The following is a 12913-nucleotide window of genomic DNA, read 5'->3' as shown; positions in this document are numbered from 1 at the left end:
CTCATGAGTAAGAACACAGCAATATGTCATCTGGGTCCGCAGGTCGCCGGGAATGATGATGATTGTTGAAGCAGACCGCTCATGAGTAAAAACACAGCAATATGTCATCTGGGTCCGTAGGTAGGTCGCAGAGGATGATCTGTCTTTTTACGACTTTTACAAATGATTCGGCCCGTGGGATAGCTACATATTTTGATGACGCAGTACGTTTGTTAATAACGAGGGGCTTGGCGTGAGGCGGATACGCCCTCCATCAACAGGATGAACGCAGTAATGGCGTGCATAATCCAACCAACGATCGGAACAAAAGCTAAAATCGAGGTGATAATGCCCAGAACGTTACCCATGAATGGTTTATGTTCTCTTTGCAGCACAACAACGGCTACAGCATGAAGCAAAAAGGCAATGGCCAAAGGGACCCAACCATTAGCAATGATAAAGAGTCCGCCAATCAACGGCAGAGCCAGAAAAGCTTCATAAAGGCATGTTCCCCATTTAAACAGCTTGGCTACAGGAGACATAATGCTTCACCCACCCTTTTAAAAATATTGTTACAGATACTATTCCACACAGTCAGTAAAGGAATTCAAGAATATAATGCTTATCCCTCAGTTTCAAAAACATCCCTAGCAGTGAGCCTTGCCTGTGAACCATGCAGTCGTATATAGTGGGAACAGCAATGCTGAACGGAGGAGTGCGGATGGAAACAACTAGTAAGCTTGATATACGCCATGAACAGCCTTCAGTGGAACAGTATTTGGCGCTGAGAAAAGAAGCTGGGCTGAGTGAAATGAGTGTGGAAGGTGCAGCGATCGGTTTGCCTCGTTCTATTTTTGCGGTAACTTTGTATGAGGAGAATAACCTAATCGGGATGGGGCGGGTGATTGGCGATGGGGGATGCTTTTTTCAGGTCACAGATATTGCGGTCAAGCCTTCACATCAAGGACGAGGTTTGGGAAAGCTGATCATGCGGGAAATTAGAGAGTTCCTTAATACTGTACCGGACAAGGCTTATGTAAGTCTGATTGCAGATGGAGAAGCCTCGAAGCTCTATGCACAATATGGTTTTGAATCGGTTATGCCACGTTCTCAGGGAATGTTTTTGCGTTGCTAAGCTAAGGCAAATTCATGCTGCTTTTTTAGTAGAGAGTGCCCCTTGTATTGGTTAAGGGGTTTTTGGTCTGGAAGTGGAGTAGTAGGCGCCGTCTGGTTTCGATCGGATTTGAGCGGATAAATAATGTTTAAAGGCTGTAAGGGAAAGCTATTCAGATGAGCATCAAAAAAATAATTGAGCAGGAAGGCTGCACGATAATGGCCTTGCTCGTAGAATGTGAGGAACAACAAGATGGATGTTGTAATATTGGGCGCTTCAGGAACGATTGGAAAGGCAATTGTACAGGAGGCATTAAAAAGAAAACACGAAGTAACAGCTGCGGTACGCAATCCAGAGTCAGTAACTCTCGAACACGAGCGTTTACATGTCACAACGGTGGATATTCTTGATCCGGCTTCAGTAGCAGCTGCGGTCCGTGGCCATGAAGAGGTAATCAGTGCTTATGGACCAGGAGCGGGCCACGAGCAGGATCTGATTACGGCGGCAAAAGCGTTGGTGGAGGGTATGCAGACGGCAGGGTTAAATCGGCTGTTGGTTATTGGAGGTGCAGGTAGCTTAAAGACTGAAACTGGAGAGCTGCTGATGAATACACCGGATTTTCCGGAAGAGTTTAAACCAGTTGCAGAGGCGCATGCGCAGGCTTATGAGATTTACAAAAATACAGAATTGGATTATACGTATCTCAGTCCTGCTGCGGTAGTTCATCCAGGTCGTCGTACAGGTCATTTCCGCATCGGATTGGACCGTCTTATTCTAGATGAGAATGGTGAAAGCAAGATTAGTGTGGAGGATTTCGCTGTAGCTATGGTGGACGAGCTGGAGGAAGGGAATTTTAGTCGGGCCAGATTTACTGTCGCTTACTGATATCAGACTTGCGCCGGACTTGCGCTCGGGATTGTACTTGGAATTGCGTGTGAAGCTTTGGAACGGTAGATAGCGGAAAGGGGCTAAATCATGTATCTGGTAACTGCTGAGCAAATGAGGCAGCTGGACAGCGAAACGATCCAGCAGCTGGGGATTCCAGCGATTGCGCTGATGGAGAATGCGGGAAGAGTTATCGCAGAGGAGATCATCGCGCTTTGCCGGGAGAGAGGCGTGGCAGGCTGCAGAGATGCAGCCGAAGGGAACGATGCCGGGCTAAAGCAGGCCGCGCTGGGTGACCCAGGCAAGGCATTTAAGGTCAGCGCAGATCATGCGCTGACGCTTGCCTCTGCCGCCGCCGAGCGATGGTTTATCCTCGTCGGCAAAGGCAACAACGGCGGCGATGGCCTCGCCGCCGCACGGTACCTTCGCGAGACCGGCATCGCCGTCACGCTCGTCTATGCGGTGCCGCCGGAGTTGCTCTCCGGCGAGGCCGCCCTGCAGCGCGATGCGGCTGCAGCCATGGGCCTGCCTGCCGTAGTATACGGCAGGGATCGGCTGGACCTTGCCGAGTGCAGCGGCATCCTGGATGCGCTGCTCGGCACCGGCGGCGCGGGAGCCCCGCGCGGCGCCTATGCGGAGCTGATTGCCGCAGCGAACAGCAGCGGCAAGGTCATTGTGTCCGCGGACATCCCCAGTGGTCTGAACGCGGACACAGGAGAGACGCATGAGCCTTGCATTCATGCGTCAGTGACGGTATGCCTCGCGTTTCTCAAGCGAGGCCTCCTGCAATACCCCGGTGCAGGCGCAGCGGGGCATGTCAAGGTACGGGCCATCGGTATTCCGACTGCTCTGGCTCTTAACAGCGGTGTGCAGGTTCACCTGCTGACACCGGAAGTGCTGCATGCCCATCTGGGGGTCGATCTGGCCCGGCGGCGGTCGCCAGAAGGCCATAAGGGAACTTATGGGCATGTACTCCTTGCTGCCGGCAGCTTACGGATGAGCGGCGCCGGACTACTGGCAGCCCGTGCTGCGCTGCGCACGGGCTGCGGATTGATGACGTGGGCGCTTCCTAAGAAGCTGTTACCTTCCGTCATCGGTGTTGTTCCTGAACTCATGCTGGCTGATGTAGGTGGCAGTGAAGAGGGAAACTGGGAGGCTGAGACCGCGCCCGAGCTACTGAAGTTAAGCGAAGAGCGAGATGTAATCGCTGTGGGACCAGGTCTTGGACGGTTCCCGGGTGATACAGATTGGCTTCGCAGTCTTTGGGAAGGCAGTGATTGCCCGCTGGTTATCGATGCGGATGCTTTAAATATTCTGGCTGACTCCGATTATAAGAGTTGGGCGCGGCGCCGTCATTCTGTAATTCTGACACCTCACCCAGGCGAAATGGCTCGCCTGGCTAACCTAACTACGGCTGAGGTCCAACGTGACCGAATCGGTCTGGCTATGGACTATGCCAAGGAGCATGGGGTTACACTTGTGTTAAAAGGAGCACATACCGTGATAGCAACTCCTGAAGGGCAAGCTTATGTAAATACCACAGGCCATCCCGGCATGGGCACTGGTGGAGCTGGTGATGTGCTAACGGGCATGATTTCCAGCCTGCTGGCTCAGGGACTTCATGCTACGCAGGCAGCAGCTTTTGGGGTATACCTGCACGGATTAGCAGGAGAGGGAGCAGCCCGTCAGCGGAATAATCCGGCGGCTATTATTGCCGGAGATATCATTGAAGCGCTTTGAGTATCCCTAATAAGGCTTATGACAGCAGTAAGCAGAGCAGTGGCAGAAATAGGGCGAATACTGGCAGCAACAGAGGAAACCTTTCTACACCAAGCTGGGTCACTCTGAGAAGGAGTAGTCCAAGGACTCCACCCAGACCCCATAGCAGATACTCTGCACCTTGTTCCGCTGCCAGCCATAGACCTGCACCAAAACCTGTGACGACATATACAGCAAGGGGCAGGATAGGGGATTTGGAGCGCAGAATACGCAGCAGTACATCTGCTACTAACGCCGCAGGCAATCCATAAGCATAAATGGCATAAGGAATCGATAGTGGCCAGCCTTCAGGAATTCCATCGGATTGTGGAAATCCAAGCATAAGTAAGGTAATAAGGACGTAAGTTAGCCCTGCGCAGGCTAATTTGGTTAATGCGTACATGCCACTGCTTAGGCGGACAGAAGAGATATCATAATCATTTATCTTATTCATTTGATATACATTCCTCTCGTGGTGTAATGCATCAGCTGGTGACCATGTCTCCACCATTGACATGAATACATGTCCCGGTAACATACGAAGAATCCGGTCCCGCTAAATAAAGATAGGCTCCTGCTAACTCATATGGCTGTGCGGCACGTTTAAAGGGTGTATCCGTCCCAAATACACTAACCTCATCTGCAGAGTAGCTGGAGGGAATTAGTGGTGTCCATACAGGTCCGGGAGCTACGCTATTGACACGAATGCCAGAGTCTACGAGTGATAAGGCTAAAGAGCGGGTAAAGGAGACGATCGCACCTTTAGTTGAGGAATAATCTATAAGCTCTTTATTTCCTTGATAGGCAGTAATGGAAGCAGTGTTGATGATGGCTGCGCCTTTTTTTAGATGTGGAAGTGCGGCTTGTGTCAGGTAAAAGAATGGAAATATATTCGTCTGAAACGTTTGGTAGAGCTGTGCTTCCGTGATATCCAGAATACTTTTTTGCGGGTACTGGACGCCATGATTGTTGACGAGGATGTCCAGCTTGCCAAAAGTGCGAAGGGTATGCTCCACAGCCTTGAAGCAGTTTTCCTTATGGCGTAAATCAACTTCGATCCGCAAACAACGTTGCCCTAATTCTTCAATTCGCCGCTGAGTGACCTCTGCATCTGAAGCTTCGTATAAATAAGCTATAGCGACATCTGCGCCTTCCTTTGCAAAAGCAATGGCCGCCGCTTTACCAATTCCGCTGTCGCCTCCGGTGATGAGCGCAATTTTTCCTTTTAGCTTTCCGCTGCCGGTGATCTCCGGATTTTCACTGATGGGGCGAGGATTCATTAGACTCTCTAGACCAGGCTGACGGTCTTGGTGCTGTGGGGGAAAAGCAATAGGCTGTTCCTTACATATCGTTTGTTCCCCATAATAGGGGTAGGTGGGGTTCATTTTTACATACACTCCTCCTTGCCTTCTATCTTCCGTATATTTCTATGCATGCGCCTAGAAAAGCGTGCGCTGTTATCCGGTCCTGCCTGTGTTTATAACCTAGTTCGAGGGAGCGTTTGTCAGAGATGAATGATTGGCGAAACATAGAGTATCTGAATCGTGGAACTCCAGTGCAAAAAGAGGTCTATACCCTGTTAAGAAAATTAAATATTATGAGTTTGCTGGCCGACTATAACCCGGTGCTGGTTGGCACAGTGCCGCTTGGTATTCAGGTGAAGGGCAGCGATCTGGATATTATTTGTGAGGTGCATGATTCCGTAAAGTTTACGGACATTGTTAGTCGATATTTCGGAACCATGGATGAGTTTACTAGTGTATCGCGTGTGGTTGATGGGGTCCCACGAACGAAAATTAACTTTATGGCCGGGGGCTGGCCTATAGAACTGTTTGGGCAGCCGCGACCCACAGCTCTGCAGAATGGTTACTTACATATGATCATTGAAGCGGAAATTCTAGCTCAGCTGGATAATGATTTTCGCCAGCAGATCATTACAATGAAAACAAACGGGTGGAAGACCGAACCTGCCTTCGCGCAAGTGCTGGGCTTGGAAGGCGACCCTTATGAAGCGCTGCTGATGCTGGAAAAGCTTCCGCGGAGTGCTCTTTATGCTTTTTGTCATTCTATACAAGCGAGGGGATAGACATGAATTATCGAGAGATGATTGCGGATGATTATGAAGCTGCCCACCAGCTATGGGAAAATACAGAGGGAATGGGACTTAGTGAAGCGGATTCGAGACTGGAGATTACGCGTTATCTGGAGCGTAATGCTGGCTTCAGCCAGATCTGCGAGAATGAAGACGGCCGGATTGTAGGAACTGCATTGTGTGGACATGATGGGCGAAGAGGTTATATGTATCATGTTGCAGTTAGTAATGACTGCCGAGGCATGGGCATCGGGCGTGAGCTTGTAAAGCGTTGCCTCGGTAATTTACATGCAGCTGGTATCGCAAAATGTCATCTGATGGTGATTGGAACCAATGAACAAGGAAGAGGATTCTGGGAAGGGATAGGCTGGCAGTATAGAGGTGGAATTATGTTATACTCCCAGGATATCTTGTGATACATAAGATGCGAAATGAAAATACTATCTAAGTAAAATATCATTAGATTAGAAGTGGATATATCACAGCAAATGTAACGGTGAACTCCGACTGCCAGTGCAGTATACTATATATGAGTTTGATAATTGCCTATTTGCAGGCAGGAGGTCTTTTATGCGTTTCAAAGATGTGTTTTCAATTATTGGTCCGGCCATGGTCGGGCCTTCAAGCTCGCATACAGCCGGTGCGGCACGGATCGGAAGGGCTGCAAGGCAGGTGCTGGGTGAAGTGCCGCGTGTGGCAGAAGTGACGTTTTTTGGTTCTTTTGCAGCTACTTATCAGGGCCATGGCACAGACAGGGCTATTGTCGGAGGACTTTTGGATTACGCTACCGATGATCATCGGTTACCCGACTCTCTGGAGTTAGCGGCTGAAGCTGGGATGGACGTATCTTTTGAGCAAGGAACGGGATTGTTTCCTCATCCTAACACAGTTAAACTGCATCTTATCGGACAAGAGACAGGAAGTGAGCTGACTTTAACGGGGACATCCATCGGTGGTGGAAACATTGAGATCGTCGATGTGGATGGTTTTGGAGTAAAGCTTACGGGAATGTATCCGACGGTATTGATTCATCATATGGATTATTTAGGTGTTCTGGCGAGTGTTACAGAAGTGATGCGTAACGGACAATTTAATATAGGGCATATGTCTCTGGATCGGAAGAATCGCAGCGGTGCAGCCTTAACGGTACTGGAGCTGGATGAAGCTGCTACTCCAGAGCTTATTGAAGCGCTTAAAGCGCTCACTGCAGTGAAATCGGTGAAATTGGTTAATTTAAACGAAGGTAAGCAAGATGAGAAGGGGAAGGAAAGCTTAACATGAATTTTCAAACACTTAGCCAACTGGCTGTATTATGTGAGGAACGTGGCCTCACCATTGGAGCCCTTATGCTTGAAGAGCAAAGCGCGGAATCTGGACGTTCCAGTGAACAGGAATTTGCCACTATGCGTGAATATTATGGGGTGATGAAAGAGGCTGTTCATCGTGGGATGCATGAAGATACCACTTCGCGCAGCGGCCTTACGGGAATGGATGCCCAACGTGTAGGAGCCTATAACGCAGCAGATGAACCATGCCTAGGTGGACCCGCTGGTCAAGCAATGGCCTATGCCTTGGCTGTGTCCGAGGTTAATGCCTCAATGGGCCGCATAATTGCTACACCTACCGCAGGTTCATGCGGAATTATTCCGGGTGTATTTCTCAGCTGCCAGGAACGGTTTGGCTGGGATGATGACTATATGGTTTCCGGTTTGTTCGCTGCAGGAGCGATCGGTTATGTCATTGCCAACAATTCGTTTGTATCTGGTGCAGAGGGTGGCTGTCAGGCGGAGGTCGGGTCGGCCATCGGGATGGCGGCAGGAGCTTTAACCGAACTGCGTGGAGGAACGCCTGCACAAGCAGTGCATGCTGTTGGACTGGCGCTTAAGAACACCTTAGGACTGATTTGTGATCCGGTGGGAGGACTTGTAGAGATTCCTTGTATCGTTAGAAACGGATTCGGTGCAGTGACCGCGCTCGCCGCCGCCGATATGGCACTGGCTGGCGTACGTAGCGTGATTCCTTCAGATGAAGTAATCAAGGTCATGCTTGAGGTAGGCTCAGCTATGCCAGAAAAACACCGCGAGACCGCAGGTGGCGGATTAGCACAGACACCTACCGGCCGCAAGATCATGCAGGATTTACGTAAAAAGAAGTGATTTTAGAGCATTTTGAAACGTTCCAACTGTTCCCATAATCCTTCCTTCCGAAGGATTTCTGCTTGTTTGGGTCCCAAAAGGTCAAAGTGGGGGAATGGCGAACGATTATGAATATATTTAGCCGGCAGTCCATTTTCCTCACACCAATATGTTAGTCTGGTCAGGTCACTACAGCCGACCTTGGTGACAGTAGTCATGCCGGGAAAACGCGGGTCTAGCCAGTAATGGGTTAAGAAAGCGATCTCTCCTGCGGAGACAGCCTTTTTCCAGCGGGTTAATTCTTCTCTGTTGATGCCGAAGGCCATTACGTCTCCTCCTTATGTAGTATAGTTGACAACATTATAACCCATTGAAAGGGGATTACATCATGAACGGACAGGTAAGAGCCGATATTCGTCCTGGGCTTGAAGTGGATATTGTGCTTAAGCAGGATCAGCCGACGGGTAAGCTAACACATGGAACGGTAAAGGATATTCTCACGAACTCACCTCGACATCCGCATGGCATCAAGGTGCGTTTAACCAGTGGACAGGTAGGACGAGTTAAGAATATTGTTGCTAACTAACAACAATAAACTTTACCTTTGATTTTTATAAAAAAGCGCCCCTAATCAACAGAAATTGGGGCGCTTTTCTTTTTTATCTGCTCATAAAATCCTCAACGGACTGATCGGCTTTGGTCTGATTACATAACGTACAAGCGCAAACGCAATTATCCGGAGTAGTATGGCCGCCTTTAGCACGGGGGAGCAAATGATCTATAGTGTCTCCATAGGAGCCACAGAAGTAGCAAGTATAGTTGTCTCTGGTCAATATATAAGCACGGAAATCCTTATTGCTGTAAATCCGGCGGATGGTTCGGCGATTCACTACGATAGCGGCATGTTCTCTGACTAGAGTAACTGCAAGCTCGTAGTCAATTTCCTGATGCCAGCGCCGTCCTTTATCACTGTGGCCACGCATTAGAATTTTCCCTTTGGCAGAGGGAATCAATTGCGTTGGATCTTCGGGACTCAGTTTCGCGCCTTGAGAATGAGAATGTTTCCTTCGTTGTTCCAAGCCCCGTATGCGCTGATTTGGGTTGGATTGCGGTGAAGAAGCAACCGTGGAAGAAGGCTTTCCTTGTTTGGAGCGTTCCTTGACAGCCAAAGAAGGGGATTGAATGGTATCAGGTTGTACTGGAATGGGACCTGCTGCAAGAGTGAGATCTATGTTTTGTCGTTGTTTGCGGCACTCCCGACAAGCGCCACGGCGAGACTGACCTTTGGAACGTTTGCCGGTACGTTTACGAAATTCAGAGAGCGGCTTCTGTTGCTGGCAATAGGTACATTGTTTGGTGGATAAAAGATGGGTATCGTTCATAGATATGTTAGGTTCAGCGCAACTTAGCGCCCGTCCTGTCTCCTTGTTTTTTAGGATCCAATGTATTTTATTTATTAGATTCAGTCGGCAGGGTTAACATTTCGTTCTAATCTTAGTATAGCGTAAAATACAATCGTTCACATCGCACTCAAAAAAAGCTTAAATACGGCTTTTTGTGTGATATCTGTCTTGGTGACATTCAGGAAAAACATGTAAAATCGAAAAGAGCTGTAAGGAATGCTCTACTTTTTAAACATGGGAAGGGGTACTGAAATGAAGCCAACCAAAAGAAGGCCGTTTACGGTAACATTGCTTTATATTTTTCATATATTTTTGGGGGTTGGAGCGTTAGCAGGAGGCGGGTCAATGGTCATAGATCCTAGTGGTGATCTGATACACATACCCACATCTATGCTGGAAAGATCGCCATTTTCAGATTTTTTAATTCCGGGTATTTTGCTATTCATCGTATTTGGTATCCTGCCCATGCTCGTGTTATATGGGTTGATCAAGAGACCAGAATGGCATTGGGTGAATACGTTGAATCCCTTTAAGAAATTATATAGCTTCTGGGCATTGTCCCTATATATCGGCTTTGGTCTAATTATTTGGATTATGGTACAGACGTATATGCTCGACAGTGTGGTAATCATACATCTGGTCTATATGAGTCTAGGGCTTTTGATCCAAGCTGTTACGCTGCTTCCTTCCGTACAAAGTTACTTTTTGCTGGACGGCGGTACCGAAAGACGTTAAAATTGCAGTGAACAGAAGGTATTTCATTAGTCTGGGCAAGGAGTGAACCGGATTGACAACTATATACGATATTGCCAAAAGAACCGGTTACTCTCCTACAACGGTATCCAAGGCGTTTAATAATTATTCCGATGTACGGGAGAAGACTCGCCAGGAAATTTTCCGGGTTGCCCAAGAAATGGGATATTTGCCGAATTCCCATGCCCGTACACTGACTACTAAGAAATCATGGACCATCGGTGTATTATTTGTAGAGAATACGGGATTTGGTATTCGCCATCCCTTTTTTAGCGCTGTGATCGAGAGCTTTAAGAAGGTTGCTGTGGATAAGGGGTATGCCCTCATGTTTATTTCCAAGGATGTTGGGGGTAAACAAAGCGGGTATTTGGAGAATTGCCGAATCCGTGGTGTAGATGGTGTTGTCGTTTTCTTGTCTGATTACGAGGACCCCTATTTCCGTGAGCTGCTAGAGAGTGATATTCCTACTGTGATTCTGGATTTTGAGACTACGCAGTCGCATACGGTATGTTCGGATAATACGGCTGGAGCTCAGCTTGCGATAGAGTATTTAGTTTCTTTGGGTCATCGCAAGATTGCTCATATTTCCGGGGGGATGAACACTTTTCCCGGTAAAACTCGGGAGTTAGGGTATAAGAACGCTATGAAGCAGCAGGGGCTTGAAGTGCCGGAGTCCTATGTTGTGAATGGAGCTTTTTATTCTCGTGAAAGTGGTTATAACGCGATGCTGGAGCTTCTTAAGCTGCCTGATCGGCCAACCGCTGTTTTTGCTTCGGGTGACATGTTAGCTTTAGGGGCTATTATGGCAGCAAAAGATAGTGGACTTTCCGTCCCGCTGGACCTTTCAGTTGTGGGATACGATGATATTGATCTAGCTGAGTATGTTACACCTGCATTGACAACCATTCGTCAGGATACGGCACTTTTAGGAAGCCGGGCAGCGGACATTCTTTTAGCATCGATTGAAGGGAAACAGTTGGATAAGGAAGCGGTTTTAGTTCCGGTAGAAGTGATCGAACGGGAATCCTGTGCGCCTCCGGCTAGCAGGAATTAGAGCTGTATCAAATTCCATAACTACAGAGAGCGGGCTGCTATCCACAGGATAAATCTTGACGTAGAGAAAAGAGTCCTGATAAAGTAGAGGACATCATAGCTCGAATTTTTCCTATGTGGTATTTGCTACAGCGTATTCAGAGGAATAGGGCTATAATGGGCATATTGTTATGCCGCTTTTTTCCTGCTCTCGTTAGATCATTTTTTTTCGTTATTATCGAAACCGGTTTCGATTATAGGTTTCGAATTGAGAATGAAATCAAAGTTTACCGAGGGTTTCCTTGAATTTTCTCAAACGTTTCAGTGGCCCATCGCTCCGAACCCTAACATCGGATGGTGATCCAGTAAAGGCAGTGCTTGTTGTTAGTAACAAAACAATTAGAGGAGATGGATGAAATGGCAAAAGTTCAAACTGTAGTAACTGCAAAAGATACAGGGGAACGCTTAACTCCGAAAGAGGCAATTGTTTTTAGCACAAGAGTAGATTCTGGATCTGCCGATGTAGAGCTTAGGCCAGAGCAGGAGTTCCAAAAGATGATCGGATTTGGCGGCGCTTTCACAGAAGCTGCGGCCTATACGTTGTCACGGCTCAGTCCTGAGAAACGGGCAGAGGTTATTCACCGCTATTTTCATCCGGTAGAGGGATTAGGCTATAACATGGGTCGTGTTCATATCCATAGCTGTGACTTTGCTCTTGGAAATTATACTTATGTCGCTGATCATGATACGGAGCTGGCTACCTTTGATATCTCTCATGATCATAAGTGGGTGCTTCCGCTGATTAAGGATGCAATGCAGGTAAAAGGCGGACCGTTCACGATGTTGGCGTCTCCTTGGAGCCCTCCGGCATGGATGAAAACAAATGGTGAAATGAATAATGGAGGATCACTCAAGCCAGAATACGCTGAAGTTTGGGCACGCTATTATACCAAATTTATCGAAGCTTATGGGAAGGAAGGCGTACCTATTTGGGCGGTTTCCGTGCAAAATGAGCCGGCTGCTGTTCAAGTCTGGGATTCTTGCATTTATAGTGCGGAAGAGGAACGCGATTTTGTTAAAAATCATCTCGGTCCAGTGATGCAGCAGGCAGGCCATTCCGATGTGAACATTGTCATCTGGGATCATAACCGCGATATTATGGTCGAACGTGCTTCGGTCGTGTTGTCTGATCCTGAAGCTGCACAATATGTGTGGGGTACAGGCATCCACTGGTATGGTGGTGAGGAGTTCGACAAGGTAGAGAAGGTACATGATCTATTTTCTGACAAACATCTATTGTTCACTGAGGGCTGTCAAGAGGGCGGCGTCAAGCTTGGCGAATGGTTTACAGGTGAACGTTACGGCAGAAATATGATTGGGGATCTCAATGCATGGACAGAAGGGTACCTGGACTGGAACCTGGTACTGGATGAGACCGGCGGGCCCAATCATGTAGGGAATCTCTGTGATGCCCCAATTATTGCAGATACAACAACAGACGAATTGCACTATAACAGCTCTTATTATTATATCGGGCATTTCAGTAAATTTATCGCGCCAGGTGCGGTACGGATTGGCTTTACTTCTGAAGCGGAAGGAATCCTATCCACAGCATTCCGTAATCCGGACGGCAGCATTGCTGTCATATTGATGAATGAGAGCGAAGAAGTTCGCACAGTAACCCTGGGGCTTGGCGATGAGATTGCCAACTGCGAGCTATCCCCTCATTCTATCGTAACGCATCTGATTTCATAAATAAGTA

At 48.1% G+C, this 12913-nt stretch carries 16 protein-coding genes; 11 read left to right on the top strand and 5 right to left on the bottom strand.

Features of this window, described 5'->3' with window-relative positions; translation table 11 throughout:
* Positions 1-212 precede the first annotated feature (212 nt).
* On the bottom strand, positions 213-521 hold the full coding sequence (locus MKY14_RS25185) for a hypothetical protein (RefSeq protein WP_076134873.1): 309 nt from the start codon (positions 519-521) through the stop codon (positions 213-215).
* A gap of 179 nt (positions 522-700) precedes the next feature.
* On the opposite strand from MKY14_RS25185, the gene MKY14_RS25180 reads away from it, so the two are divergent.
* The 3 genes from MKY14_RS25180 (at position 701) to MKY14_RS25170 (ending at position 3718) form a co-directional block, all read left to right on the top strand.
* On the top strand, positions 701-1114 hold the full coding sequence (locus tag MKY14_RS25180; protein ID WP_081386322.1) for a GNAT family N-acetyltransferase: 414 nt from the start codon (positions 701-703) through the stop codon (positions 1112-1114).
* Between the two features lie 231 nt (positions 1115-1345).
* On the top strand, positions 1346-1978 hold the full coding sequence (locus tag MKY14_RS25175) for an NAD(P)-dependent oxidoreductase (RefSeq protein WP_076306498.1): 633 nt from the start codon (positions 1346-1348) through the stop codon (positions 1976-1978).
* 90 nt (positions 1979-2068) lie between these two features.
* Positions 2069-3718 (top strand): NAD(P)H-hydrate dehydratase, encoded by a 1650-nt coding sequence (locus MKY14_RS25170; protein ID WP_340977606.1) that lies wholly within the window; start codon positions 2069-2071, stop codon positions 3716-3718.
* A 16-nt stretch (positions 3719-3734) separates the two neighbouring features.
* On the opposite strand, the gene MKY14_RS25165 is transcribed toward MKY14_RS25170, so the two are convergent.
* Entirely contained in the window at positions 3735-4190 is a 456-nt protein-coding gene (locus tag MKY14_RS25165; protein WP_076142073.1) for a hypothetical protein, read from the bottom strand.
* Positions 4191-4221: 31 nt separating this feature from the next.
* On the bottom strand, positions 4222-5121 hold the full coding sequence (locus MKY14_RS25160) for an SDR family oxidoreductase (protein WP_076142074.1): 900 nt from the start codon (positions 5119-5121) through the stop codon (positions 4222-4224).
* 125 nt (positions 5122-5246) lie between these two features.
* Here MKY14_RS25160 and MKY14_RS25155 point away from each other — a divergent pair, with 125 nt between their 5' ends.
* The 4 genes from MKY14_RS25155 to sdaAA all read left to right on the top strand — a co-directional run bounded on the left by MKY14_RS25155 (position 5247) and on the right by sdaAA (position 7984).
* Complete coding sequence (locus MKY14_RS25155) at positions 5247-5822, top strand: DUF4269 domain-containing protein (RefSeq protein WP_076124562.1); 576 nt, start codon at positions 5247-5249, stop codon at positions 5820-5822.
* Between the two features lie 2 nt (positions 5823-5824).
* On the top strand, positions 5825-6244 hold the full coding sequence (locus MKY14_RS25150) for a GNAT family N-acetyltransferase (protein ID WP_076142075.1): 420 nt from the start codon (positions 5825-5827) through the stop codon (positions 6242-6244).
* A gap of 154 nt (positions 6245-6398) precedes the next feature.
* Positions 6399-7109: an L-serine ammonia-lyase, iron-sulfur-dependent subunit beta gene (gene sdaAB, locus MKY14_RS25145; RefSeq protein WP_076124558.1), complete on the top strand. Its 711-nt coding sequence runs from the start codon at positions 6399-6401 to the stop codon at positions 7107-7109.
* Entirely contained in the window at positions 7106-7984 is an 879-nt protein-coding gene (gene sdaAA / locus MKY14_RS25140) for an L-serine ammonia-lyase, iron-sulfur-dependent, subunit alpha (protein WP_036682621.1), read from the top strand. Before sdaAB ends, sdaAA begins: the two co-directional genes overlap by 4 nt.
* A gap of 2 nt (positions 7985-7986) precedes the next feature.
* On the opposite strand, the gene MKY14_RS25135 is transcribed toward sdaAA, so the two are convergent.
* Positions 7987-8289 (bottom strand): hypothetical protein, encoded by a 303-nt coding sequence (locus MKY14_RS25135; protein WP_076124555.1) that lies wholly within the window; start codon positions 8287-8289, stop codon positions 7987-7989.
* A 62-nt stretch (positions 8290-8351) separates the two neighbouring features.
* Here MKY14_RS25135 and MKY14_RS25130 point away from each other — a divergent pair, with 62 nt between their 5' ends.
* Positions 8352-8549: a YwbE family protein gene (locus tag MKY14_RS25130; RefSeq protein WP_036682616.1), complete on the top strand. Its 198-nt coding sequence runs from the start codon at positions 8352-8354 to the stop codon at positions 8547-8549.
* Between the two features lie 73 nt (positions 8550-8622).
* Here MKY14_RS25130 and MKY14_RS25125 read toward each other — a convergent pair whose 3' ends face one another.
* Positions 8623-9345, bottom strand: coding sequence for an HNH endonuclease (locus MKY14_RS25125; RefSeq protein WP_076185211.1), 723 nt, complete (start codon positions 9343-9345; stop codon positions 8623-8625).
* 366 nt (positions 9346-9711) lie between these two features.
* Between MKY14_RS25125 and MKY14_RS25120 the strand changes: the two genes are divergently transcribed.
* From MKY14_RS25120 to MKY14_RS25110, 3 genes are all read left to right on the top strand, one after another.
* Positions 9712-10101, top strand: coding sequence for a hypothetical protein (locus tag MKY14_RS25120; RefSeq protein WP_249267764.1), 390 nt, complete (start codon positions 9712-9714; stop codon positions 10099-10101).
* Between the two features lie 52 nt (positions 10102-10153).
* Positions 10154-11173 (top strand): LacI family DNA-binding transcriptional regulator, encoded by a 1020-nt coding sequence (locus MKY14_RS25115; protein ID WP_340977603.1) that lies wholly within the window; start codon positions 10154-10156, stop codon positions 11171-11173.
* A 395-nt stretch (positions 11174-11568) separates the two neighbouring features.
* The gene (locus MKY14_RS25110; RefSeq protein ID WP_340977601.1) at positions 11569-12906 is read left to right on the top strand and encodes a glycoside hydrolase family 30 protein; all 1338 of its coding nucleotides are present in this window, start codon (positions 11569-11571) and stop codon (positions 12904-12906) included.
* Positions 12907-12913 lie beyond the last annotated feature (7 nt).

Origin of the sequence: Paenibacillus sp. FSL R5-0887 (genome assembly GCF_038002305.1) — a bacterium.
GTDB lineage: Bacteria > Bacillota > Bacilli > Paenibacillales > Paenibacillaceae > Paenibacillus_AQ > Paenibacillus_AQ odorifer.
The sequence above is the reverse complement of the archived record's forward strand: the minus strand, read 5'-3'. Positions and strand labels throughout refer to the sequence as shown.